The sequence below is a fragment of the Acinetobacter sp. YH12096 genome, assembly GCF_013419215.1.
GTDB classification, from domain to species: Bacteria; Pseudomonadota; Gammaproteobacteria; order Pseudomonadales; family Moraxellaceae; genus Acinetobacter; species Acinetobacter amyesii.
In genome coordinates this window covers 35,967-60,830 of the sequence record NZ_VPAM01000021.1, presented here as the reverse complement: position 1 = coordinate 60,830, position 24,864 = coordinate 35,967, and the positions used below count along the sequence as shown (strand labels likewise).

Annotated in this window: 20 protein-coding genes and 1 pseudogene; 17 read left to right on the top strand and 4 right to left on the bottom strand. The window is 41.4% G+C overall.

The genetic code is table 11. The features are described from left to right. Positions 1 to 23 precede the first annotated feature (23 nt). From FTU36_RS10260 to FTU36_RS10250, 3 genes are read left to right on the top strand one after another with little or no spacing between them, the layout of a single operon-like run. Positions 24 to 854, top strand: a complete 831-nt coding sequence (locus FTU36_RS10260; RefSeq protein ID WP_180117777.1) for a MetQ/NlpA family ABC transporter substrate-binding protein — start codon at positions 24 to 26, stop codon at positions 852 to 854. Positions 855 to 864: 10 nt separating this feature from the next. Next, a complete protein-coding gene (locus FTU36_RS10255; protein ID WP_180117775.1) occupies positions 865 to 1,935 on the top strand; it encodes a methionine ABC transporter ATP-binding protein in 1,071 nt (356 codons plus the stop codon). Then, positions 1,916 to 2,575, top strand: a complete 660-nt coding sequence (locus FTU36_RS10250; protein ID WP_078191524.1) for a methionine ABC transporter permease — start codon at positions 1,916 to 1,918, stop codon at positions 2,573 to 2,575. Before FTU36_RS10255 ends, FTU36_RS10250 begins: the two co-directional genes overlap by 20 nt. A 138-nt stretch (positions 2,576 to 2,713) precedes the next feature. Here the strand turns inward: FTU36_RS10250 and FTU36_RS10245 are convergent, their stop codons facing one another. Beyond that, complete coding sequence (locus tag FTU36_RS10245; protein WP_168378849.1) at positions 2,714 to 4,414, bottom strand: NAD-dependent malic enzyme; 1,701 nt, start codon at positions 4,412 to 4,414, stop codon at positions 2,714 to 2,716. Positions 4,415 to 4,814: 400 nt separating this feature from the next. Here FTU36_RS10245 and FTU36_RS10240 point away from each other — a divergent pair, with 400 nt between their 5' ends. Beyond that, positions 4,815 to 6,026: an iron-containing alcohol dehydrogenase gene (locus tag FTU36_RS10240; protein ID WP_180117773.1), complete on the top strand. Its 1,212-nt coding sequence runs from the start codon at positions 4,815 to 4,817 to the stop codon at positions 6,024 to 6,026. A gap of 245 nt (positions 6,027 to 6,271) precedes the next feature. Further along, positions 6,272 to 7,234, top strand: coding sequence for an alpha/beta hydrolase (locus FTU36_RS10235; RefSeq protein WP_180117771.1), 963 nt, complete (start codon positions 6,272 to 6,274; stop codon positions 7,232 to 7,234). A 21-nt stretch (positions 7,235 to 7,255) separates the two neighbouring features. Here the strand turns inward: FTU36_RS10235 and FTU36_RS10230 are convergent, their stop codons facing one another. Continuing rightward, positions 7,256 to 8,437 (bottom strand): transcriptional regulator, encoded by a 1,182-nt coding sequence (locus FTU36_RS10230; protein WP_078191528.1) that lies wholly within the window; start codon positions 8,435 to 8,437, stop codon positions 7,256 to 7,258. Between the two features lie 221 nt (positions 8,438 to 8,658). Between FTU36_RS10230 and FTU36_RS10225 the strand changes: the two genes are divergently transcribed. Continuing rightward, complete coding sequence (locus FTU36_RS10225; RefSeq protein ID WP_180117769.1) at positions 8,659 to 10,170, top strand: aldehyde dehydrogenase family protein; 1,512 nt, start codon at positions 8,659 to 8,661, stop codon at positions 10,168 to 10,170. 88 nt (positions 10,171 to 10,258) lie between these two features. Here FTU36_RS10225 and FTU36_RS10220 read toward each other — a convergent pair whose 3' ends face one another. Then, complete coding sequence (locus tag FTU36_RS10220) at positions 10,259 to 10,852, bottom strand: 2-hydroxychromene-2-carboxylate isomerase (RefSeq protein ID WP_180117767.1); 594 nt, start codon at positions 10,850 to 10,852, stop codon at positions 10,259 to 10,261. Positions 10,853 to 11,166: 314 nt separating this feature from the next. Next, positions 11,167 to 11,910 carry an SDR family oxidoreductase gene (locus FTU36_RS10215; protein WP_180117765.1) on the bottom strand — a complete coding sequence of 248 codons (744 nt, stop codon included), beginning with the start codon at positions 11,908 to 11,910 and terminating at the stop codon, positions 11,167 to 11,169. 153 nt (positions 11,911 to 12,063) lie between these two features. Here FTU36_RS10215 and FTU36_RS10210 point away from each other — a divergent pair, with 153 nt between their 5' ends. From FTU36_RS10210 to FTU36_RS10160, 11 genes and pseudogenes are all read left to right on the top strand, one after another. After that, on the top strand, positions 12,064 to 12,636 hold the full coding sequence (locus tag FTU36_RS10210) for a TetR/AcrR family transcriptional regulator (protein WP_180110829.1): 573 nt from the start codon (positions 12,064 to 12,066) through the stop codon (positions 12,634 to 12,636). A gap of 314 nt (positions 12,637 to 12,950) precedes the next feature. Then, positions 12,951 to 14,072: a bifunctional 3,4-dihydroxy-2-butanone-4-phosphate synthase/GTP cyclohydrolase II gene (gene ribBA, locus FTU36_RS10205; protein WP_180026167.1), complete on the top strand. Its 1,122-nt coding sequence runs from the start codon at positions 12,951 to 12,953 to the stop codon at positions 14,070 to 14,072. An 11-nt stretch (positions 14,073 to 14,083) separates the two neighbouring features. Beyond that, positions 14,084 to 14,554, top strand: coding sequence for a 6,7-dimethyl-8-ribityllumazine synthase (gene ribE, locus FTU36_RS10200; protein WP_111885509.1), 471 nt, complete (start codon positions 14,084 to 14,086; stop codon positions 14,552 to 14,554). Between the two features lie 4 nt (positions 14,555 to 14,558). Further along, a complete protein-coding gene (gene nusB / locus FTU36_RS10195; RefSeq protein ID WP_067765594.1) occupies positions 14,559 to 15,008 on the top strand; it encodes a transcription antitermination factor NusB in 450 nt (149 codons plus the stop codon). A 20-nt stretch (positions 15,009 to 15,028) separates the two neighbouring features. Further along, entirely contained in the window at positions 15,029 to 15,946 is a 918-nt protein-coding gene (gene thiL / locus FTU36_RS10190; RefSeq protein ID WP_180117763.1) for a thiamine-phosphate kinase, read from the top strand. A 22-nt stretch (positions 15,947 to 15,968) separates the two neighbouring features. Further along, positions 15,969 to 16,445 (top strand): phosphatidylglycerophosphatase A, encoded by a 477-nt coding sequence (locus tag FTU36_RS10185; protein ID WP_180117787.1) that lies wholly within the window; start codon positions 15,969 to 15,971, stop codon positions 16,443 to 16,445. A 21-nt stretch (positions 16,446 to 16,466) separates the two neighbouring features. Next, a complete protein-coding gene (gene glmU, locus FTU36_RS10180; RefSeq protein ID WP_180117761.1) occupies positions 16,467 to 17,831 on the top strand; it encodes a bifunctional UDP-N-acetylglucosamine diphosphorylase/glucosamine-1-phosphate N-acetyltransferase GlmU in 1,365 nt (454 codons plus the stop codon). Between the two features lie 12 nt (positions 17,832 to 17,843). Next, complete coding sequence (gene glmS, locus FTU36_RS10175; RefSeq protein WP_180117759.1) at positions 17,844 to 19,682, top strand: glutamine--fructose-6-phosphate transaminase (isomerizing); 1,839 nt, start codon at positions 17,844 to 17,846, stop codon at positions 19,680 to 19,682. 1,216 nt (positions 19,683 to 20,898) lie between these two features. After that, a pseudogene (locus tag FTU36_RS10170) lies at positions 20,899 to 21,722 on the top strand (IS5 family transposase). Between the two features lie 233 nt (positions 21,723 to 21,955). After that, positions 21,956 to 22,768: a TnsA endonuclease C-terminal domain-containing protein gene (locus FTU36_RS10165; protein ID WP_104504133.1), complete on the top strand. Its 813-nt coding sequence runs from the start codon at positions 21,956 to 21,958 to the stop codon at positions 22,766 to 22,768. Next, a complete protein-coding gene (locus tag FTU36_RS10160; RefSeq protein WP_180117757.1) occupies positions 22,752 to 24,851 on the top strand; it encodes a Mu transposase C-terminal domain-containing protein in 2,100 nt (699 codons plus the stop codon). The genes FTU36_RS10165 and FTU36_RS10160 overlap by 17 nt, the downstream gene beginning before the upstream one ends. Positions 24,852 to 24,864: the final 13 nt, after the last annotated feature.

The window sequence follows — 24,864 nt, the reverse complement described above, 5'->3', positions numbered from 1 at the left end:
ATTTGGAAATATAGAGGTGTGCCATGGCACAAACAGCAAAATCTAAATTCACACTGATTGGTGTAATCGTGGCCATCTTGGTGATTGGCTTAGTTATTTGGAATCAACAAAAGAAAAATCATCAAAGTGAATTGGTGATTGGGATTAGCCCATCTTTTGCTAAACCCTTACAAGTCGCTGCAGATGAAGCCAAGCAGCAAGGGCTGAACGTGAAATTGGTGGAATTTTCGGACTGGAATACCCCGAATATCACCCTAAACCACGGCGATATTGATGCGAACTTTTTCCAACATCAGCCGTTTCTAGACAATGCAAAAAAAGAAACGGATTTTAAAATCAAAGCCTTTGATGTCGGTGCTGCTACCCATGTCGGACTGTATTCAAAAAAGTATAAAAACTTTGCTGATTTACCCCATAAAGCCAAAGTGGTGATTCCGAATGATCCGGTCAATCAGGGCCGTGCCTTACAACTGTTACAGCAAGCCAAGCTCATTGAGCTGAAACAGCCAGATAACTTTTTATCGACTTTAAATGACATTGCTGCGAATCCTAAACAGCTTCAATTTATTGAGGTTGAAGGCCCTCAAACGGCACGTGCAATTGATGATGTCGATCTGGCTTTTGGCTATCCACATTATTTACGTCTAGCAAAAACTGCCGATCCTGAAAATGCCTTACTGTTTGACTCCAATACTGACAAGCGTTTTGCCATCTTATTTGCCGTACGTGATGACTATGTAGATCATGATGATAAACTGCGTAAATTTGTCGATATTTATCAAAACTCACCTAAAGTTAAACAAGCATTGGACGCAGATTTTGGTGCAAAACTGTGGTTCCCCGGTTGGAAATAAGGAGTCGCTCATGGTGAGTTTCGGTTCATCGGTTGAATTTGCCGTCCCCCATATCCAAATCAAAAATTTAAATAAATTTTATGATGTGCAAGGACAGCAGGTTCATGCCTTAAAAGATATCAATCTGAATATTCCACAAGGCAAAATATTCGGCATTATTGGGAAAAGCGGCGCGGGTAAATCTTCGCTGATTCGAACGCTGAATGGCTTAGAACAAATCAGTGATGGCAGTATTCACATCCATCAACAGGAATTATCAAGCTTAACTCACGCAGGGTTGATTGCACTGCGTCAGCGTATTGGGATGATTTTTCAGCATTTTAATTTGATGTCTGCCAAAACCGTGTATGACAATATCGCGCTGCCCCTTAAAATCGCCAATTTCAGTCAAGCCGATATCGCTCAGCGAGTGAATGAAGTGCTGAAGTTGGTAGGTCTTGAAAATAAAGCAGCGCTCTACCCTTCTCAACTTTCGGGCGGGCAAAAACAACGTGTTGGGATTGCACGAGCGTTAGTTCATCATCCAGAAATTTTACTCTGTGATGAAGCGACTTCTGCACTCGATCCTGAAAGTACTTCTGTTGTGCTGTCTTTGCTTAAAGAAATTAATCAAAAGCTCGGTATCACCATTGTGTTGATTACCCATGAAATGCAGGTCATTCGCGAGATTTGCGATCAAGTTGTGGTGATCGATCAAGGCGAAATTGTAGAAGCAGGACAGGTTTGGAACGTGTTTTCTACGCCTCAGCAGCAGATCACACAAGAGTTGCTCAACCTTGAACAGCTTGATTTACCAAGCGATATTCAGCCACAACCGTCAGATCCAAATGATCAAATCATTTTAAAATTACGCTATGAATCGACACTACAACAGTCGCCGGACTTAAAGTTTATTTTTGATCAATTTCAGGCGCCAGTACATTTGTATCAAAGTCATATCGATAGTATTCAAGGGCATTTAATTGGCTCGTTGATTGTTGCTGTAGACCACAGCCATTTAGAGATCAACGCCTTATCTGAACAACTTAAACACCATATCGCACAGATTGAGGTACTTGGCTATGCACGACCAACTCATTGATTTACTGATTAGTGGAACCATTGATACTTTACTGATGGTCGGCGTTTCAGCTTTTGTGGCCTTTCTGATCGGCCTGCCTTTAGCAGTCGTATTGGTGTGTAGTGCTGAACACGGGATTTATCCTTCAAAAAGCCTAAACCACACCCTAGGTTGGTTGGTCAATATTACCCGTTCGGTGCCTTTTCTTATTTTAATGGTGGCACTCATTCCGCTCACGCGCTTTATCGTGGGCACCAGTTATGGCGTTTGGGCTGCCGTCGTGCCTTTAACCCTTGCGGCCACGCCTTTTTTTGCACGCATTGCAGAAGTGAGTTTACGTGAAGTCGATCAAGGTCTGATTGAGGCCGCTCAAGCCATCGGCTGTAATCGCAAACAAATCATTTGGCATGTGCTGCTCCCTGAAGCGCTTCCTGGCATCGTCGCGGGCTTTACTGTGACCTTGGTGACCATGATTAATTCTTCTGCCATTGCAGGGGCTATCGGTGCAGGTGGTTTGGGGGATATTGCTTACCGTTACGGTTATCAACGCTTTGATATGCAAATCATGCTGGCAGTGATAGTGGTCTTGGTCGCGATCGTGATGCTGGTTCAAGCCTGTGGAGATCACATTTCCAACCAATTGGATAAACGCAAAATTTAAAACGACCCTCACGATTATTTTTCGTATTTCTTAGAAAAAAGCGTGCGGCTACACATAAAAAATACCCTAATCCAGATTAGGGTATTTTTTCAATTAGGTGCAAATTCGATTCTGTTCAAACAGGATCTTTAGACCGAATTAATAGGTCACACGGACATAATCACGATATTCAGGTTTCCAGAAATTCTCTTCAATCGCATGTTCGAGCACTTCAACGCTGACATTTGGTGCAACACCATCAGCAATCGCTGCCAATGCCACTTTCAAAGCGATTTTCTTCGAAATATCCTGTAAATAATCCAAACTTGGCAATAAATCGGCATTTGGATCTGCCAATTTTGGTGAACAGTCTGCCAACGCCGTACTCGATGCCATCAGCATATTTTCCGTCACACGTTTCGCCCCAGATGCAATCACACCGAGACCAATCCCCGGGAAAATATAGGAGTTATTACACTGTGAAATCTGATGAATCTTGCCATGATAATTCACTGGTGCAAATGGACTGCCAGTCGCAATCAGGGCCTTACCTTTGGTCCACTCGATAATATCTGCTGGCACCGCTTCGACACGCGATGTTGGATTAGACAGTGGCAACACAATAGGCTGTTCACAATTCGCAGCCATCGTTTCAATGACCTCTTGGCTAAACAGTCCCGGTTGTCCCGAAACGCCAATCAGTACAGTAGGTTTGGCATTTTTCACCACATCCAACAGTGAAATCATAGATTCGGCATCAGCCCAATGTGCAACATTGTCTGTAGATTGGGCAAGTTTACGTTGGAAATCTAAAAGATTCGGCTGATTTTCAGTAATTAAACCAAAGCGATCGACCATAAACACCCGCGCACGCGCTTGAGCATCGGTTAAACCTTCCGCCACCATTTGCTTGATGATCTGCTCTGCAATCCCGCAACCTGCTGAACCTGCACCTAAGAATGTGACGATTTGATCTTTGAGCTGCTTGCCTGCTGCACGTGATGCCGCAATTAAACTTCCGACAGACACCGCTGCTGTTCCTTGAATATCATCATTAAAGCAGCAAATTTTATCGCGATATTTTTCCAATAAAGGCATCGCATTTTTTTGTGCAAAGTCTTCAAATTGAATCAGCGCTTTTGGCCAACGTTGTTGAATGGCTTTAATCACGTCATCGACAAATTGATAATATTCTTCACCGCTGATACGAGGCTGACTCCAACCCATATAAATCGGGTCATTCAACAGCTGTTGGTTATTGGTTCCGACATCTAAAGTAATCGGCAATGTATAGGCTGGACTGATCCCACCACACGCGGTGTACAGTGACAACTTACCAATCGGAATCCCCATCCCCCCAATGCCTTGGTCACCAAGTCCAAGAATACGTTCACCGTCCGTAATAACGATCACTTTCACGTTCTTTTTATTCACGTTATGAATAATTTGGTCAATATGATCACGGTCAGGATATGAAATAAAAATCCCACGATGACGACGATAAATGTCCGAGAAGCGCTGACAAGCCTCCCCCACTGTTGGTGTATAGATGATCGGCATCATCTCACTGAGGTGGTTTTCAATTAAGTGATAGAACAATGTTTCATTGGTATCTTGAATATTGCGCAGGTAAATATGCTTATTGATATCACTATTAAATGCACAATATTGCTGATAAGAACGCTGACTTTGTTCTTCAATGCTTTCTGTAACGTGTGGAATTAAACCGTGCAAATTAAAGCTCTTACGTTCATCTTCATTAAACGCAGAACCCTTATTTAAAAGTGGGAGTTCTAAAAGTGTATTTCCGGCATAAGGAATATATAAAGGTCGTTTCGTTTTCAAATTTTCACTGGGCATTATTTAACTCGTTTAATTAATCTTTTGTTTCGCACTGCAAAAAGCGAAATGCACAAAAGTGACTATCTCGTTATTTGTTATAGCCTATCCTGATTCGAGCGCTTTGGGGCATTTAGTAAATTGATAGTAGTTTTAGTTAGATTTTATAATCTGATAACTCGATCATGCATCCAATCATCGCAACGCCTATTTTGGCTGAAATGTATACGACTTTTAGCGAATCTTAGAAAATAACAAAAATAATTAATGATTAAATTTCAATCAATTAAATAAATTCAAAACAAAGCCTTAATTTTGGTAGGTCTTTGGTAGGTGTGAATTTAAAACATCCCTCGCAATACTCAGTTTAGGTGAGTATCACCCATAACAAATGACAATGAATGGTAGAAGGAATCGCACCATGGCTTTTAAAAATATTGCAGATCAAACAAACGGTTTTTACATCCCTTGTGTTTCACTTTTTGGCCCCGGCTGTGCTAAAGAAATTGGTGCAAAAGCGCAAAATCTTGGCGCAAAGAAAGCGCTTATCGTGACCGATGCCGGTCTTTACAAATTTGGTGTAGCAGATACGATTGCCGCATATTTAACTGAAGCTGGCGTAGAAAGTCACATCTTTCCGGGCGCAGAACCCAACCCAACTGACACCAACGTGCATAGCGGTGTTGATGCCTACAATGACAATGGCTGTGACTTTATTGTCTCTCTCGGTGGCGGCTCTTCTCATGACTGTGCCAAAGGCATTGGCTTAGTCACTGCCGGTGGTGGTCATATTCGTGACTATGAAGGCATCGATAAAAGTACAGTTCCAATGACTCCACTCATTGCGATTAATACCACCGCAGGTACGGCATCAGAAATGACCCGTTTCTGTATTATTACCAATACCGACACCCACGTTAAAATGGCGATTGTCGATTGGCGTTGTACCCCTCTTATCGCCATTGATGACCCGAAACTGATGATTGCGAAACCTGCGGCGCTCACTGCAGCAACCGGTATGGATGCATTAACACATGCGGTCGAAGCTTATGTTTCTACAGCAGCCAATCCTATTACCGATGCTTGTGCTGAAAAAGCCATTGCAATGATCAGTGAATGGCTCAGCCCTGCCGTCGCCAATGGCGAAAACCTAGAAGCACGTGATGCAATGAGCTATGCACAGTACTTAGCAGGGATGGCATTTAACAATGCATCTTTAGGTTATGTCCACGCGATGGCCCACCAACTCGGCGGCTTCTACAACTTGCCACATGGCGTATGTAATGCCGTGCTGTTACCACACGTTTGCGAATTCAACCTGATCGCCTGCCCTGACCGCTATGCACGTATCGCGCAGCTCATGGGTGTGCCAACCGATGGTTTAACGGTGACTGAAGCGGCTTATGCAGCGATTACAGCAATCCGTGAACTCTCTGCTTCGATTGGCATTCCATCGAGCCTTTCTGAACTTGGTGTGAAAGAACAAGACCTCAGCATCATGTCTGAAAATGCGCAAAAAGATGCCTGTATGCTCACCAACCCACGTAAAGCGACTCATGCTCAAGTGGTTGATATTTTCAAGACAGCGCTTAAAGCCAATGCCTCTGTGGTCGACTTCAAAGCAGCCGTTTAAGTTAAGCCCAATAGGTCTTCATGTTTAAGTGACCCAAGTGCCTACATTACCCTTTGAGTCTGGTGATGTAGGCTCAACTGAATCCATTTCACCTTTTATTTCAGGAAAGCGACTATAGATTGGTCGCTTTCATACTGAGGTCACTCTTTTTTAGTCCGCATAACAGCATCGATTATTCATTTGACAAAAGCTCATGGCTCATCAAGGATAAAGCATAATGTCCAATAATATTGATGAGTATAATAATGAGCCATTCACCAATTCAGTATCAGCCTGACATTTTGGGCGCAGGCTATGAACAAGCCACGCTGACCTTCCCGGATGATTATGAAGGCCCTGTGGTTGCCACACTGGTTCGCAAAAAAGCAGCGGCCCCCACCTCCAAAGCGGTGCTCTATATCCATGGCTTTATCGATTATTTTTTCCAAACCGAAATGGCGGGACGCTTCAATCAGCACGGTTTCGACTTTTATGCCTTGGATTTAAGAAAATATGGCCGCTCCATCCGCCCGCATCAAAAATACTATAATGTGCATGAACTATCTGAATACGATGCCGAAATAGATCAAGCCCTAACGATCATTGCTGATGAAGGTCATGATGCCTTGCTGCTCTGTGGTCATTCTACCGGTGGCTTAACCACCACTTTGTATGCAGCCCATCATCCAAATCATCCTTTAATTCAAGCCCTTTGGGTCAATAGCCCATTTTATGATTTCAACATGAATCCAGTGAAACGCGCACTGGGTATTCCACAGCTGAGTAAATTGGCAAAAACCTTTCCCAATTTAAAATTCCCAAGTGAACTGAATAAGTGGTACACCGCCAGCTTACACCGCGAACTCAAGGGTGAATGGGACTTCAATTTAGACTGGAAAAAGACCCGCTATCCAATGGTGTATTTAAGTTTCGTGCGGACAATTTATGAGGCTCAAAAAGAGATTCATCGAGGTATCAGCCTAGATGTACCGGTCTTGGTCATGCACTCGCATCAAACTAAAAATCCCAAAAAATGGGGTAAAGCAGCGCAGACCACTGATGTGATTTTAGGTGTAAAAGATATCCAAAAATATGCCAAGAAAATTCAGGGCGATGTCACCATTCAAAGCATACACAATGGCTTGCATGATTTAGTGCTTTCGGAAAAAACCGCGCGTGAACAAGTCTATACCCAGCTCTTTCAATGGCTGGCCAATAAAGGTTTTTAACAGCCCGAATGACATTGCAACTTACTGTTTTAATTTCAACAAGGTCTGATGTACGGGATGCGATCTCGGCATCAGCTCGATCAGGCGTTCAACCGCATCAATAGCTTCAGGAAAACGCGCGACATGCTTGAGCAGAACATCTGTTTCTTTGGCATTAAAAATCGCTTGGCTCAATCGTGACTCAAGACAATCACGCCATGCCCCTAAAAAAGGACTTTCGGTTTTGGCCAAGAAAACCCCTGAACACAGTTTTAACGCCGAATCGAGATAACCTGCATCTAAGGCTTGCTCGGCTTGCAAAAAATCGGCTTCGACTTGCGCCAATAAACGATAGGGTCTTGAGCCTAACATGCCGCCCAAAATATCGCGTAGCTGCGACATTTCCGCTTTTAAAGTCCCAACACTCACCTTGCGTTCACCATATAAGGCTTGATGCAATGTATCTAAGGTCATGCCTTGTGGACATAGCGCCAAGATGGTCAAAATTTCAATTTGCCGTGGGGTCAGCACCATCACTTTGCCATTAAATAACACTTGCGGCACTGCAAAGGCCCGAATGTACAAATGCTGTTTTTGAAAATCGAGCAAAGCCGATTGAATAATCGAAGCGCAGCGTTCAGCCGCAAGTAGCCCTAAACTATTGTGGTTTTTCCACACGGTGGATAAATCAACCACGCCCAAAATTTGCTGCGTGTGTGGATCGATAATTGGTGCTGCATAGCAGACCCATTCATGTACAGACGGCATATAATGTTCATTTGAAAACACACAACTCGACTGTTGGGTTTTTAGAGACAACGCTAAAGCATTGGTTCCGACCAATTCTTCGCGCCATTGCCCACCTGCAATAAAATGCACACTTTCCGCAGCACTTTGCATTTGCCGACTCGACGCACTCCAAATAATCGTGCTACCCACATCACCCACGGCAAGTACCATCGACGACTGTTCGGCAATGTGTTTTAAATCTTCGGCACAATGTTGCAACGCATGATGCAATGCCGACTGTTGTTGACTTTGAGGGCTTAAATTTACCAAAGGCGCAGCACTCCGATTTTCCGGAATTTCCGCCTGCGCCGATCGCTGCCAAGAACTCGCAATGCTCTCATTCAATTGCGAAGTTTGCTGCTTTGACAGACTCATGCCCTGCCTTAACCGTTCGACATTCTGTCGTTTTTCAGATAAATCCTTCTGTATCATCATTCATTATTCTCACAACAATTCATGACTAAAAATCCGTTTCCTGGCTTTTGTTTTTAAGACTGAAAAAAAATATTGTAAACCTTCTTGTCTCCAACCTTTTTCCAACCTTATACAGGCTATGCTAATCAAATAATGTACAAAAGTACCTTATACCAAAGCTGTAGATTGCCACAGATGGGCAGCCCAACAAGATCATAATAAACAAGCAAAGGAAAATTCATATGCGTTATGTCGATCCTAATCAACCCGGTTCAAAAGTTCAGTTTAAAGCTCAGTATGAAAACCTGATTGGTGGCCAATGGGTCGCGCCAGTGAAAGGTGAATACTTTGAAAATATCTCCCCTGTAGACGGTAAAGTTTTTACCAAAGTGCCACGTTCTTCTGCTGAAGATATTGAATTGGCTTTGGATGCAGCGCATAAAGCCAAAGCCCAATGGAACGCCTCTTCCCCAACCGCACGCTCAAATATTTTATTAAAAATTGCCGATCGACTTGAAGAAAACCTAGAGCTCCTTGCGGTCGCAGAAACATGGGACAACGGTAAACCGATTCGTGAAACCTTAGCCGCTGATATTCCACTGTGTATCGATCACTTCCGTTATTTTGCCGGTTGTATCCGTGCCCAAGAAGGCGGCATTTCTGAAATTGACGAAAATACCATTGCGTACCATTTCCATGAGCCACTTGGCGTGGTCGGGCAAATTATTCCGTGGAACTTTCCAATCTTGATGGCGGCTTGGAAACTTGCTCCAGCATTGGCTGCGGGAAACTGCATCGTGTTGAAACCTGCGGAGCAAACGCCTGTCAGCATCTTGGTCTTGGCTGAACTCATTCAAGACCTACTCCCACCGGGCGTGCTGAATATTGTGAATGGTTATGGTGTTGAAGTCGGTCGTCCATTGGCGACCAATCCACGCATCTCAAAAATCGCCTTCACAGGTTCAACCGCTGTCGGTCAAATGATCATGCAATATGCGACTGAAAATATCATTCCTGTGACTTTAGAACTTGGTGGAAAATCACCAAATATCTTCTTTGAAGACATCATGGACAAAGACGATGAGTTCTTAGATAAAACACTCGAAGGTTTTGCCATGTTTGCGCTCAACCAAGGTGAAATTTGCACATGTCCATCACGTGCATTGGTACAAGAAAGCATTGCAGATCGATTCTTGGAAATGGCAGTAGAACGTGTGAAACGTATTAAGACGGGTCATCCACTCGATACCGATACCATGATTGGTGCACAGGCATCGCAAGAGCAGCAAGACAAAATCTTGGGCTGTATTGCGACAGGTAAAAATGAAGGTGCACAGCTCATTACTGGTGGTGATCCACGCAATGAAGTCGGTACAGGTTTCTATATTGAACCAACCATTTTCAAAGGCACCAATGACATGAAGATTTTCCAAGAAGAAATCTTCGGCCCTGTGCTTTCAGTAGCAACCTTTAAAGACTTTGATGATGCCATTAAAATTGCCAATGACACGATTTATGGTCTAGGTGCAGGGGTTTGGTCGCGTTCAGCACATACTTCATATCGTGCGGGTCGTGCCATTCAGGCGGGCCGTGTATGGACCAACTGTTATCACATCTATCCTGCACACGCTGCATTCGGCGGCTACAAAAAATCAGGGATCGGCCGTGAAAATCACAAAATGATGCTTGATCATTATCAACAAACCAAAAACCTCTTGGTGAGCTATGACACCAAGCCGATGGGCTTCTTCTAAGTCTTGATTTGAGTTAGATCATAAAAAAGCGAATCGAGGTTCGCTTTTTTCAATTTTTTTAAATGCTCCATACATGTATCACCAAGCGTTACTGTCCTTGTAAAGCATCCTCTACAAAATGTAGATGATCTACACCCCAATACAGCTCATCATTCACAAACCAACTTGGCGCCCCAAACACACCCCGTTCAATAGCTTCTTCGGTCACCACTTTCAGCTCAGATTTGACTTTTTCATCATCCAACCACTGTTTCACTTGTTCTGCACCTAGCCCCAGTTCTTGCATGAGTTGCATGAAGGTGGTGAGATCATTTAAATTGCGTGGCTGACCAAACATTGCGTTAAAAATACCCGTCAGTACATTGAGAAATACTTCAGGCTGAAATAATTGGACTGCGGTTATCAAACGCATCAACTGCAAAGTATTGATCGGAAAATACGGATTCATCTGTACGGGTATCTGCCATAACTTTCCCCAACGTTGAAGATCAATCATGGAATAACGTGCCTTCGCAGGTACCGCCATTGGGCTACTATTGCCTGTGGCTTTAAACACTCCACCGAGTAGCATCGGCTTCCAAATCAGCTCGGCTTGATACTGCTGCGCAATCTGTTGAATGCGATGAAAACCGATATAACTATATGGGCTGCCGACATCAAAATAAAATTCAATGACTTTCATGTTTTTCGTCCTTTTTTTGCTTATTTTCCTAACTGATGTTACGCACGTAAAAGTAACATCGTATTTTTTAAATGATTTTTAAGCCGATTTGACGGAGTCTTACATCCAGGGTTTAAATAAAGGGATTAGCCTTCGGCTGGAGGTACTTTTGTTTCGGCAAAAGTACCCAAAACCATTGTCATCCGCAAAACTCGTTCACTAGCGTCTAATTATTCAAAGTATCGCAAAAACATTTTTGAATAGATGTAGTCCTGTCTCAAACACTTGCGGATGACCTTACCGCGTATCGTTCTTTCATTTGAATCAAATTACGCTTACCAGCGTTCCATCCACGGTCGCAGATCTAATTCATGCGTCCATGCATCTCGTGGTTGCTGTGAGAGATGCCAATAATTTTCTGCAATATGTACGGGATTTAAAATACCATCTTGCGCTTTTTTTGCGTACAAATCGGGAAAAGTCTCTTTAATAAAGTCGGTATCAATCGCCCCATCAACCACCACATGCGCCACATGAATATTTCTAGGCCCAAGTTCACGCGCCATGCTTTGTGCCAAGGCACGAAGCGCATGTTTTGCGCCAGCAAAAGCGGCAAAGCCTGCGGCACCACGAACCCCAGCCGTCGCACCCGTAAAAATAATTGTGCCAGATTCACGGCTCACCATGCGCTTCGCCACTTCCCGACCCGTTAAAAATGCCGAGAAACATGCCATTTCCCAAATCTTGAAATATTTACGTGCGGTTTCTTCCAAAATACTACATGGCACATTGGCACCAATATTAAAGACCATGACCTCAATCGGGCCAATGTTTGATTCAATGTGCTCGATGAGTTCAATCACTTGCTCTTCTTTTCGAGCATCAGAAGCAAAACCATAGGCTTTACCACCCAGTTGTTCAATCTCATCAATTAAAGGCTGTAATTTGTCTGCATTCCGACGTGTCATACAGGCAATATAACCCTCTCGCGCAAAACGCTTGGCAATTTCACCGCCGGTTGCATCACCTGCACCAATCACTAAAGCGACTTTTGCTGAAGTCTTGTTGATTTGTTGCATAGTCTCACTCCATTGCTGTTTTATTTTTATTCCACGCTCATTTTATTTACGCGTCGGTTTTAAACCACACTTTATTAAATAACGATCGTTACTATAACGAATACTATGTTATGATTAATTTATCGTCAATCATAATTTTTTAGGGTCATGCACATGCGCTATAAACCCGAATACAAACAACAAAAACGACAAGAATTGCTCAACATTACGGGGCAAATTGCGAAAAAAAATGGCTTTGCTGCAACAGGTGTTGACAGCTTAATGAAAGCTGCAGGTGTAACTAGTGGCGCATTCTATTCACATTTTTCGTCAAAACAGGATTTACTCAAAGCATTGGTTGAATATGAATTGCAGCAAAGCTTTAACATGTGGCAAAGCAACCCGCATCATAATGCAGCCGACTGGATTAATTTTGAATTAGACCGTTACTTAACCCCTTCCCACCTTGAACATCCTGAACAAGGCTGTGTTTTGCCGACACTTGCGACCGAAGTAGCTCGTGCAGATGACACGATTAAACAGGCCTATGAAAAGGAATTACTGCGCGGTCATGCTTTATTTAGCGCACATTTGGCGAGTGAAGAAAAAGCTTGGGCCATGATGTCCCAATTGGTCGGTGCGGTTTTAATTGCACGGGCAATGCATGATCCCGAATTACAAAAAAGCATTTTGCAGGCCAATAAAATGATCATTCAAGATTATTTAGCTGCACACTCAGCTGCATAAGTGACGATTATTTTATGTGATCCTTCATGTAGTTATGCGATTAAATGCTTCCGATAAACTGTCAGCTCCCTATGGCTTAATTATTCAATATCCGTATAAGGTTGCCAATTTTTATGCTTTTCAATCGCTTAAAGATTGGGCATAAATGGCATAATTCAAATAAAGTCCTCTTTTCAAGGTTCTGACGACTGTGTATAACAATGAGCCATTAAAGGAAAATGATAAGCATAGGCAAAGAACGCAAAAAAACGTTAGACTATGCAACAATCAATGCAAGTAAATGTCATTCGATACAAACAAAAAGGTGAAGATTGATGCCGCTCAATACTGTTGAAGAGCTCGTAGCTGATATTCGTGCAGGTAAAATGGTCATCCTGATGGATGATGAAGATCGTGAAAATGAAGGCGACCTTGTCATCGCTGCGACCCACGTACGCCCTGAAGATATCAACTTCATGATTACGCATGCGCGTGGTCTTGTATGCTTAACCTTAAGTAAAGAGCGTTGCCAGCAGTTAAATTTACCTTTAATGGTCGATGCAAACGGTGCACAGCACGGTACAAACTTCACATTGTCGATTGAAGCAGCAAATGGCATTTCAACAGGTATTTCTCCTGCTGAACGTGCGCACACCATTCAAACAGCGGTGGCTGCACATGCTAAACCGGCTGATATCGTACAGCCAGGCCATATTTTCCCGCTGATGGCACAGCCTGGTGGTGTCCTTCACCGTGCCGGTCATACTGAAGCAGGCTGTGATTTATCGCGTTTAGCCGGCCTAGAACCCGCATCTGTGATTTGTGAAATCATCAATGAAGACGGCACTATGGCGCGTCGCCCAGATCTTGAAGTCTTTGCTGAAAAGCATGGCTTAAAAATGGGCACGATTGCGGACTTAATTCACTACCGCATGACCAATGAGCAAACCGTTGAGCGCATTGATCAACAAACTTTAGATACTGAATACGGTACTTTTGAATTGTTCCGTTACCGTGAAATTGGTAACCCAGACATTCATTTGGCACTGGTTAAAGGCGAACCAAAACAAGGCATAACCACAGTCCGTGTACATGGTTTCAGCCCGGTTCGTGACTTATTAAAACTCAATAAACAAGATGGTGCTCCGGCGTGGAATCTCGATAAAGCACTCAAAGAAATCGCATCCAGCGATCGTGGTGTTTTAGTATGGATTGGTCAGCGTCATTTACAGGACTTAGGCCCTGCTTTAGAAAATTTAACTGCACCGAAAAATGTTAAATCCAATGCAGCACTGTCACAGCAGTACCAAACCATTGGTGTCGGCGCACAAATTTTACGTGATTTAGGCGTGGAAAAAATGAAGCTTCTTAGCTCGCCATTACGCTTTAACGCATTATCAGGTTTTAACTTAGAAGTGGTGGAATACATCACCGCAAATCAAACATCAGAGAAATAATCGAGGTTGCTATGGCAGTTCGCCGTATTGAAGGTATGTTACATCTCGCGAACGAAGACCGTTATGCGATTTTAGTTGGTCGTTTTAATAGCTTTGTTGTTGAACATTTGCTAGAAGGTGCCGTTGATACATTGAAACGTCATGGCGTATCAGAGGATAATATCACTATTGTTCATGCACCGGGTGCTTGGGAACTTCCTGTGGTTGCAAAGAAACTTGCAGCTTCAGATCGTTTCGATGCCATCATCGCGCTTGGCGCAGTGATTCGTGGTAGCACGCCTCACTTCGATTTTGTTGCTGGCGAATGTGCCAAAGGTTTAGGCGTTGTTGGTCTAGATACTGGCTTACCAGTAATTAATGGTGTATTGACTACGGATAGTATTGAACAAGCGATTGAACGCTCAGGTACAAAAGCAGGCAATAAAGGTAGTGAAGCTGCCTTAACTGCTATTGAAATGGTTAACTTGTTAAAGGCTATTTAACGCTATGTCGCAAACACTTCAAGCAACTTATGCAGCAAAACGTAAAGCACGTCGCTTTGCTGTACAAGGAATTTATGAATGGCAAATGAGCCGCAATCCTGTGCATGAGATTGAAGCACGTACGCGTGTGGAAAATGCCATGCACAAGGTAGATCTCGGCTATTACCACGAGTTATTGACCGAGGTTGTTGCCAATCATGAAGCATTGGATGCGCTTTTAATCCCTGTACTCGATCGCGAAGTTGAAGCCTTAGATGGCGTTGAACTTGCAACCCTTCGTTTAGGCGCGTATGAACTCAAAGAACACCTTGAGATTCCTTACCGTGTCGTACTCGATGAAGCGATCGAGTTAGCTAAACATTTTGGCGGTGCAGACAGCCATAAGTACATCAATGGTGTATTGGATCGTTTAGCGACTACATTGCGTGCAGCAGAAAAGCAACAAGCTAATTAATTTATTAAGTAGTACGTTGTATGGCTGAGTTCTCTATCATTGATACCTATTTTAATCGTCACAGCAGTAGTGCTGTCGATTTAGGGGTCGGTGATGACTCAGCCTTGCTCACCCCTCCTCCACAGCAACAATTGGTCATCTGTGCCGATACTCTCGTTGCTGGACGTCATTTTCCTCTCGACACCAACCCACATGCCATTGGCTGGAAATCTGTTGCCGTCAATTTATCTGATATTGCTGCAATGGGCGCCAAACCGCATAGTATTTTACTGGCATTAAGCCTACCCCAAATTGATCATGAATGGCTCAAAGACTTTAGTCAGGGTTTATATGATTGTTGCGATCAATTTGGTGTGAGTTTAATCGGTGGGGATACCACTCAAAGTCCTCATCTGACGATTTCAGTCACAGCATTAGGCTGGGTCGATATAGGCAAAGCAGTAACCCGCTCAGGCGCTCAAGTTGGTGATTTCATTTGTGTCAGCGGTCAAGTTGGCGATGCTGCGTACGGATTACAGCATTTAGGACACCCACTGCAAAAGCGTTTAGATTATCCAACACCACGTTGCCAACTTGGTCAACAGCTCAAAGGCTTAGCTCATAGCATGATCGATGTCTCTGACGGCTTGGCTCAGGACTTAGGACATATTTTGCATGCCTCTAAAGTGGGTGCAGAAATCGAGTTAGATCAACTTCCTATCGACGACCATGTAAAACAATTACAACAAGAATCCCAATGGCAGTACGCACTCGCGGGTGGTGATGACTATGAGTTATGCTTTACAATAAGCCCGCAGAATTATCAAAAAATTCTGCAACTAAAATTAGATGTAAACATTAGTAAAATCGGTCAAGTCACCCCAAATTTGGGAATCCGTTATAACAATCACGGTGTTGACCAAGTCATAAAATTTAAGGGATACCAGCATTTTGCATAAGCCAGCCATTAACTTTAAATCCATGTCTTGGTTTAACCGAGTCATCGCCTTTTGTGGCGTGGGATTTGGTTCGGGTCTTGCACCCAAAGCACCGGGCACCTTTGGCTCTGCTTTTGCTTTGTTGTTTATTCCAGGTTGGCTTGCAATCGGCTTTTTCAACTCCATTATAGTCATGATCATCATGTCGATTATTGGGATCTATATTTGTGGTCAAACCGCCAAAGTCATGGGTGTTCATGACGATGGCCGCATCGTATGGGATGAATTTGCCGGTCAGTCCATTACCTTCCTCCCGATTTTATATCTTGGGCAAATGAGCTGGACTTGGGCATTGATTGGTTTTGCTTTATTCCGTTTATTTGATGTCTGGAAACCGTGGCCTATTCATGTCATTGACCGTCAAGTCGGTGGTGGCTTTGGCATCATGTTTGACGACATAATTGCGGGTCTTTGGGCCGCGCTTTGCATCTGTATTTATTTTTATATTTTGTCTATGTAATAGAAACACCTAGGATTAAACATGTCTACTAGCGTTATTATTCTTGCTGCAGGTAAAGGGACACGTATGCGTTCTCGTTTACCCAAAGTATTACAACCACTCGCAGGACAACCTCTACTCGGCCATGTCATCAACACTGCGAAAAAACTAAATGCAGAAGAAATAATTACCATCTATGGACATGGCGGCGAATTGGTTCAAAACGCGTTTGCACATGAAAATGTCAAATGGGTTGAACAAGCAGAACAATTAGGTACAGGCCATGCAGTCAAAGTGACTCTGCCTGTCCTAGCAAAAACTGGGATTTCTTTGATTCTCTCGGGTGATGTGCCTTGCATCACTGAAGCAACATTACAAAAACTATTAGATGCATCTGCTCAAACAGGTATAGGCTTAGTAACCCTAACGGTTAATGATGCGACAGGTTATGGTCGTATTGTACGTGAAAATGGCAAAATTCAAGCCATTGTTGAACACAAAGATGCCTCTGAAGAACAACGTAAAATCAAAGAATTTAATACCGGTATTTATGCAGTAAGCAATGCTAAATTGCACGAATGGTTACCAAAATTAAGCAATAATAACGCGCAAGGTGAATATTACCTGACCGATATCGTTGCCATGGCAATTGCTGACGGTCTCGAAGTGGCATCTGTTGAGCCAGAACGTGCTTTCGAAGTGGAAGGTGTCAATGACCGCGTACAATTGGCTGCCCTTGAACGTGAATTTCAAGCATTCCAAGCTAAACAACTGATGCAACAAGGCGTTCACCTGATTGATCCTGCACGTTTCGACTTACGTGGCACACTGACTGTTGGTCAAGATGTCCGTATCGATATCAACGTGATTATTGAAGGTGATGTTGAACTCGGTGATAACGTAGAAATTGGTGCAGGTTGTATCATTAAAAACACCAAGATTGCGGCAGGTACTAAAGTTCAACCATATAGCGTTTTTGACAGCACTATTGTTGGTGAAGACGCTCAAATCGGTCCATTTGCACGTTTACGCCCAGGCGCAAACTTGGCCAATGAAGTGCATATTGGTAACTTTGTTGAAGTTAAAAATACCACTGTCGGGTTAGGCTCAAAAGCCAACCACTTTACCTATTTAGGTGATGCAGAAGTCGGCGCAGGTTCAAACATTGGCGCAGGCACCATTACCTGTAACTATGATGGCGCAAACAAATTTAAAACCATTATCGGTGACTCAGCTTTCATCGGCTCAAATAGCTCATTAGTCGCTCCTGTCACCATTGGTCATGGTGCAACAGTGGGTGCTGGCTCAACCATTACACGTGACGTGGCAGACAATAGCCTTGCGGTAGAACGTTCGAAGCAATTTACCAAAGAAAACTATCAACGTCCCCAAAAATTGAAGAAATAAGAGGATTAAACTATGTGCGGTATTGTCGGTGGCGTTGCAGAACGTAGTATTACCAATATTTTAATTGAAGGCTTAAAGCGTCTTGAATATCGTGGCTATGACTCTGCGGGTTTAGCGCTGATTAATAAAGGCCATGTTCTACGTGAACGTCGCGTAGGTAAAGTTGCAAATCTTGAACAAGCCGTTGAAGAAGCAGATATCGCAGGTTCGGTCGGTATTGCACATACGCGCTGGGCAACCCATGGTAAACCGACTGAAAATAATGCCCATCCGCATATTTCAGGCAATGTTGCTGTAGTTCATAACGGCATTATTGAAAACTATCAAGAGCTTAAAGATGATCTTGAAGCGCTTGGTTATGTCTTTACCTCACAAACAGATACAGAAGTTGTCGCGCATTTAGTCAATGACGCTTTAAAAACCACCCCGAGTCTTTTAGAAGCAGTTAAAAGTGTCGTGCCTCAACTCAAAGGTGCTTATGCACTGGGTATCGTACATACCGACCATCCTGATGAATTAATCACGGTGCGTGAAGGTTCACCTCTTGTGATTGGTGTCGGTATTGGCGAGAACTTTATTAGCTCGGATCAATTGGCACTTTTACCGATTACCAACCGTTTTATCTACCTTGAAGAAGGTGATATTGCACGTTTGACACGTAATACCATTGAAGTATTCGTCGAGGGTAAATTGGTGAATCGACCAGTCAAAGAGCTTGATGCGACTGTAAGCAATGCTTCAAAAGGTGAATATAAACACTATATGCTCAAAGAAATTTATGAGCAGCCTGAAGCGATTAAGCAAACGATTTCACAAGCCTTAAATGGTAATGCGCTTCGTGATGATTTCCTTGCCAATGCAGCTCAAGATTTCAGCCAAATTCAACAAGTGCAAATCATCGCTTGTGGTACTAGCTACCATGCCGGCATGATTGCCAAATATTGGTTTGAACAACTGATTGACGTGCCTTGCCAAGTCGAAATTGCCAGTGAATTCCGTTATCGCTCGCCTGTGATTGTGAATAACACACTGTATGTTTGTATTTCTCAATCAGGTGAAACAGCCGATACTTTAGCTGCACTGCGTGATACGCAAAAGCGTGCAGCAGCGAAAAGCTTGAATATCACCACCATGACCATTTGCAACGTGGCAACCTCGTCGATGGTCCGTGAAACCAACTACAGTTTGTTGACGCTCGCAGGCCCTGAAATTGGTGTTGCTTCGACCAAAGCATTTACCACACAGCTTGCGGCATTAATGCTATTGGTATTGAAAATTGGTCAAATTAAGCAAAGCATTTCAACTGACCGTGTTTCTGAAATTATTGCAGCGCTTTGGCATACACCAAAAGTGATTTTAGATACTTTACAAAATAATGCTGAGATTCTACGTCTATCAGAATTATTTGTTGAAAAAAATCACTGTCTATTCTTGGGTCGTGGAACTGAGTTCCCTATCGCACTTGAAGGTGCTTTGAAACTTAAAGAGATTTCATACATCCATGCTGAAGGTTATGCGGCTGGTGAGTTAAAACATGGTCCATTGGCACTGGTTGACAATGATATGCCTGTGGTGATTCTTGCTCCACAAGATGACATGTTGGATAAACTCAAATCGAATATGGAAGAAGTGCAAGCGCGTGGTGGTGAATTGTTTGTTTTTGCAGATGAAAACAGCGGCATCAAAGCGAAAGATCGTCAACACGTGGTTTATGTGCCAAGTGTGAATGAAATCTTGTCACCAATCGTATACAGCGTACCCGTGCAATTACTCTCATACCATGTTGCCGTGCTGCGTGGAACAGATGTCGATCAGCCACGTAACTTGGCGAAGTCAGTGACGGTGGAATAATAATTTTTGATCAAGGGCTGGTGTTGTAATAGAGTAAAAATGTTTAATACTATGTAATAAATTTCTTTACTCTAAAATAAAGTTTCATACTTTTTCTATAATTAAAATATATTTAAATATTTTTCAATATATTAAGAAATAAGTATGGAACTTTTTTATTTTTAAATGAATCAAAAATTATTTTGTTATTAGTAGTATGAAACTTTTTTTAATTAATACTAAAAATTTATTAATTAAAATCAGTTATTTATAAATTGCATAGTATGAAACTATATTACCTTACAATATAAAACACTCAACTCTGTCAATTCTTATCAAAATTCCCTCAAAACTTTATCCGAAGAGATAACTTTTTATACGGACTAGCTTTGTTATCCAAAGATTCATAGGGCAGAGCTACCCTTAATTATTCAACTTTAAGATGCAGCTTAGGTATGAGGACAGATTAATTCTATAAATCTATTGAGTACTACTACATGTGCATACATCTCACTACTCTCACTAGAGAAGCTCCTTACTGGCAATTTATCGTCTAATAATTTGATGCGATGTATCGTGGCTTCCACCAAACCTTCGAAGACGGCACTCAGACCAGAGACCCTCCTAGATGTCTGACTGTTTTTCTTTAATGCCTTACCATATCCAAATAAATGCAGCTGGATAAATTTAAGCTTAAATCCCGAAGAATATTTTTCATAGAAGTAATATTTTAAATTTAAACTGAGCTAAAGAAAGTTCAACTTTTAAGGTGAGATTATCATGATTTTTTTTGATCGCTCATCGCAATATGCTTTTTTCTTCTACACAGCATTGTGTACTCTAGGGATGTCGCATTTCATCCGCAAAGTTTAATCAGACTTTGAACCAAACCTCCCCCGCTACTTAAAGAGACTTAAAATAGAGCTTTGATCATTGAATAATTGTATCAGAGTAGATTTGATTCTTACTTTATTTTCCTTTTGGCTGATCATACCACCGATTCTAAGTATGAAACCGAATGGAAAGATTGTCTGGGCTAACCAAGGATCCATGATAGGAAGACTAATTGGTTGTGCGAAAAATTTTAGGAATAGGCTTATTCATTTTGAGATTATATTACTCAATAAGCCTCCTATATGAGCTTTGTGTAACAAAGCCATATACAACTAACTTCTATGTCAAAAATATGAATAGATTAGACCTCTTGCGAAAGTAAAATCACCTCCATATAAATTTCATGAGATATCAGAAATTAAACCGTTTTTCAGATTCTGAATTCAAACGCTTGGTTGGCGTACCTCGACAAGTTTTTACTGAGGTGGTAGAGGTTTTAGAAAAAGCAGAATCACTCAAAAAGAAATCAGGTCGACCTCATACTTTAGATATAGAGGACCAGTTGTTATTAACTCTCCAATTACTTACGTAACTACAGCACTCAACTGGAATTAGCGGCAAATTACCATATTGCTGAAAGTAATGTGAATCGGACGATTAAAAAAGTTGAAAATGCATTGATGAAATCAAGACGTTTTACCCTGCCAAAACGAAGCATAACCACAGCAGAAGAACACTTTAACTGGGTCATTATTGATGCGACAGAATGTTCAATCGAACGCCCGAAAAAAAAATCAGAGTAAGTTCTATAGTGGTAAAAAGAAGAAACATACGCTAAAAGCTCAAGTGATCTATCATCCGAAGAGTAAACAAATCATAGGGCTAGATATATCGAATGGCAGTCAGCATGACATTACACTGGCAAGAAAAACGGTTAAGAAATTTAAACATTGTGAATATGTTATGACCGATTTAGGGTACTACGGATTAGAGCAACATGGCTTTAAATTATTGATGCCCATAAAGAAAAAGAAGAATTTCCCCTTATTTAGTGTTGAGAAAAAGTACAATAAACTGATTGGAAAAATACGAGTTGTGATCGAACACATCAATAGTCAATTGAAAACATTTAGAATATTAAGTGAACGCTATCGAAATAGACGGAAAAGATTCGGTTTACGCATTAACTTAATTACTCCACTGGTAAACCGAATAAACTTGCAATAACAACTTTCGCAAGAGGTCTATTATTTGTAAGTAAATATCTATCTAAAAAATTATATATATTATTGATTTTAAAAAATTAAATAAATTTTAGACCAATAATACTCAATACATAAGAAGAAATAATCATTCATACAGAGTAAAAAAAATTAATATTTTAGAAATAAAGTAGGAAACCATATTGATTAAAATTAAATCAAATGATAGTTTCTAAAAAAAAAGAGATGAGTTCTAGGATGGTTTCAAGACAACAACAATTACGTTGGCTGCAAGAAGGACGTGGTCAAGGGCAATTAGATACATACAAGCCTTTTTTGAATGTCAGAGATAATAAGTCGCTGACTGAAAGATCGAGTCGTGTATATGGTTATAAGACCCAAAGGACTCACCATTTATTTTCTGACTTAGAATTAGCACTATTTTTAGCACTAGATAGAATTCAGGATATTGAAGATATACGGGAGCAAATCCCACTCGATCTTGAAACTACTGTTCAAATTGCTGAAGATCTAAAAATTCCACACCCTATTGAAAAAAATGTCCATCAAATCCTTACCTCAACATTTTTTATCGTCAATCACTCTCCTCTAAAGCCCCCTTGCTTTGTTGTAAAAGCGCTTAAGTCGATACACCTAGATCAAAAAAGGACCATTGCTCAATTAGAACTCGAGAGACGTTATTGGGAGCAAAAAAACATACCTTGGTTTCTCTTTACAGAAAAAGATATTTCATCTACAGCTATAGATAATATTAAATGGCTATATCCCTTGAATAAAGTAAATAATGATATCTACACCTTCTCAAAAATGGATTTCTACCAAAATTATTTTCTTCAAAAACCTGAACTTACACTGATAGAGCTATCAAAATATCTTGATACTCACTACTCAATGGAAGCAGGTGCCTCTCTTCTAGAAATTAGGGAATTGCTTGCTCAGCGCTATTTTCTTTTCGATATCACTAAAGGCTATAGAAAGATTTGTGGTCGTGACATTGAGATCGGAAACATTCAACATTTGGAGAAACTTCGCAATGTTTCAGGTGAATAATGTTTATCAATTAGATCATGTTTTATTTCGGATTCTAAAAATATACCCTCAGTATTTAGTGTGGATGGATATACAGTCTAATAAAGCCTTGCCTGAACTTATCCCAATTTCTGAACTTAAACAACACGTTATCTCTGGTCAAGCCCAACTAGCACATGACCCATTTTCAGATCTCTGTTTACTCTCTGTAGATACAGGATCTATTTACCAGATAAAACGTGATCAAAACTTTGCCATAATTAAAAGAATTATTGAGCATGAACGCTTTTATGATCCTAAAGAACGAGCTTATCTAATTGAACAAGTTGTACAACAAAAAATCGCGACTAAACAAACGATTTATCGTCTATTACGATGCTATTGGCAACGTGGTATGACACCTAATGCGCTTATTCCTCAATATTATAATTCTGGTGGAAAAGGGATAAAAAAAACCGTCACTGAAAAAAAATTAGGTCGACCACGTGTTATTTCTGTTGGTACAGGTGCATTAATTGATAAAAGCGTGGAAAAATTATTTAAGAAAGTTATCAATCAATACTTACTCAATGACAAAAAAATTTCCATTAAATACGCTTACCGTAAATTTCTGATACTGTATCAGGAGGAATACCCTGATATACCAAAGACTGAGTATCCTTCTTTTTGGCAATTTAAATATTTTTATGAAAGAGATTTTAGCCGCACTTTTAGGCTTAAAAAGCGTTCTCCTCAAATTCAATATTTGAAAGATAACAGACCTTTATTGTCTACAACAAATTCACAAGTTTCAGGGCCAGGTTCTCGATATCAAATTGACGCAACAATTGCAGATATATATCTCATTTCTGACTCTGATCGCTCATGCATTATTGGTCGGCCAACTGTCTATTTTATGATAGATGAATTTAGTCGTATGGTGACCGGTATGTATGTTGGTCTCGAAAATCCATCATATGTTACGAGCATGCAAGTTCTACGTGTTGCCATGTGTGACAAAGTCAAATATTGTCAAAGTTTTGGCCGTGAAATACGTTCTGAGGATTGGCCTTGCATCGGTTTACCTGAAGCCATTTTAGCAGATCGTGGTGAACTACTCGGTCATCAAATTGAACACCTAGAAAAAAGTTTTGCTCTCCGAATTGAAAATGCCCCTGCATATCGAGGTGATCTTAAAGGGATTATCGAGCGATATTTTCGTACCATACAGGCTGACTTTAAACCCTATGCACCAGGTGTTGTACAACCTATTAAAGAAAAGAAACGTGGGGGTAAAGATTATCGGCTAGATGCTACTCTGACTATACATGAGTTTACCAAGATTATACTTAATTCTGTGTTAATGCATAATCAGACGCATGAAATCAGATCTTATGATCGTGATATCGATATGCCGACAGATCTTCCAAATATTCCATTACATCTGTGGAATTGGGGGATCCAAAATAGGACTGGTAAATTAAGAACAGCTTCTGAACGTGCGATCTACATTGCTCTCCTCCCACGGACTGAAGCTACACTGTCGCATTTAGGCCTTAAAGTTTTTGGTGTTTACTATATTTGTAAAGAAATCTTAGAAAATGGTTGGATGCATCGCTCTACATCAATACAGCGCCCACAAAAATTAACCATAGCCTATGATCCGGCTAATGCTGAAAAAATATATGTGTTTTTTTCGCAGCCTAACTCTGAGTATTGGGAAGCACAATTAGCACAACGTTCAAGAGAATTTATAGGCTGTAGTTTTTGGGAAGTTTGGAAAGTTAAGAAGGAGCAAAAGTCTAGCCAGGCAAATTACCATACCTCATTACAAATTGCCCGTGCTGAATTAGAACGTTCAAATGAAGAAATCATTCAAAAAGCCCTTGAATCGACACGACAATCAACCCGAAGCAATGCTGATCGCCTTTCAACCATTAAAGAGAATCGTATAAAGGCACGCGACCAAGAAAGAGAAGTGCTCAAAGAATCAGTGCCTACCTGTAAATCAAATCAAGAACGACCAAGCAATATCGTTTCTTTTTCAAAAGGTAAAGCACACACAGATGACCAGGATCAATACGATCGACCTGCATTTTTTGATCAATTATTCGATGATGATTAAAGTGAGGAAAAAA

Excerpts from the sequence above, each read along its gene's own strand:
- FTU36_RS10250 (WP_078191524.1), top strand. The coding sequence starts at position 1,916 with ATGCACGACCAACTCATTGATTTACTGATTAGTGGAACCATTGATACT.
- FTU36_RS10255 (WP_180117775.1), top strand. The coding sequence starts at position 865 with ATGGTGAGTTTCGGTTCATCGGTTGAATTTGCCGTCCCCCATATCCAA.
- FTU36_RS10260 (WP_180117777.1), top strand. The coding sequence starts at position 24 with ATGGCACAAACAGCAAAATCTAAATTCACACTGATTGGTGTAATCGTG.
- FTU36_RS10240 (WP_180117773.1), top strand. The coding sequence starts at position 4,815 with ATGGCTTTTAAAAATATTGCAGATCAAACAAACGGTTTTTACATCCCT.
- glmS (WP_180117759.1), top strand. The coding sequence starts at position 17,844 with ATGTGCGGTATTGTCGGTGGCGTTGCAGAACGTAGTATTACCAATATT.
- nusB (WP_067765594.1), top strand. The coding sequence starts at position 14,559 with ATGTCGCAAACACTTCAAGCAACTTATGCAGCAAAACGTAAAGCACGT.
- FTU36_RS10160 (WP_180117757.1), top strand. The coding sequence starts at position 22,752 with ATGTTTCAGGTGAATAATGTTTATCAATTAGATCATGTTTTATTTCGG.
- FTU36_RS10220 (WP_180117767.1), bottom strand. The coding sequence starts at position 10,852 with ATGAAAGTCATTGAATTTTATTTTGATGTCGGCAGCCCATATAGTTAT.
- FTU36_RS10215 (WP_180117765.1), bottom strand. The coding sequence starts at position 11,910 with ATGCAACAAATCAACAAGACTTCAGCAAAAGTCGCTTTAGTGATTGGT.
- thiL (WP_180117763.1), top strand. The coding sequence starts at position 15,029 with ATGGCTGAGTTCTCTATCATTGATACCTATTTTAATCGTCACAGCAGT.
- FTU36_RS10245 (WP_168378849.1), bottom strand. The coding sequence starts at position 4,414 with ATGCCCAGTGAAAATTTGAAAACGAAACGACCTTTATATATTCCTTAT.
- FTU36_RS10210 (WP_180110829.1), top strand. The coding sequence starts at position 12,064 with ATGCGCTATAAACCCGAATACAAACAACAAAAACGACAAGAATTGCTC.
- glmU (WP_180117761.1), top strand. The coding sequence starts at position 16,467 with ATGTCTACTAGCGTTATTATTCTTGCTGCAGGTAAAGGGACACGTATG.
- ribE (WP_111885509.1), top strand. The coding sequence starts at position 14,084 with ATGGCAGTTCGCCGTATTGAAGGTATGTTACATCTCGCGAACGAAGAC.
- FTU36_RS10230 (WP_078191528.1), bottom strand. The coding sequence starts at position 8,437 with ATGATGATACAGAAGGATTTATCTGAAAAACGACAGAATGTCGAACGG.
- FTU36_RS10235 (WP_180117771.1), top strand. The coding sequence starts at position 6,272 with ATGAGCCATTCACCAATTCAGTATCAGCCTGACATTTTGGGCGCAGGC.
- FTU36_RS10165 (WP_104504133.1), top strand. The coding sequence starts at position 21,956 with ATGGTTTCAAGACAACAACAATTACGTTGGCTGCAAGAAGGACGTGGT.
- FTU36_RS10225 (WP_180117769.1), top strand. The coding sequence starts at position 8,659 with ATGCGTTATGTCGATCCTAATCAACCCGGTTCAAAAGTTCAGTTTAAA.
- ribBA (WP_180026167.1), top strand. The coding sequence starts at position 12,951 with ATGCCGCTCAATACTGTTGAAGAGCTCGTAGCTGATATTCGTGCAGGT.
- FTU36_RS10185 (WP_180117787.1), top strand. The coding sequence starts at position 15,969 with ATGTCTTGGTTTAACCGAGTCATCGCCTTTTGTGGCGTGGGATTTGGT.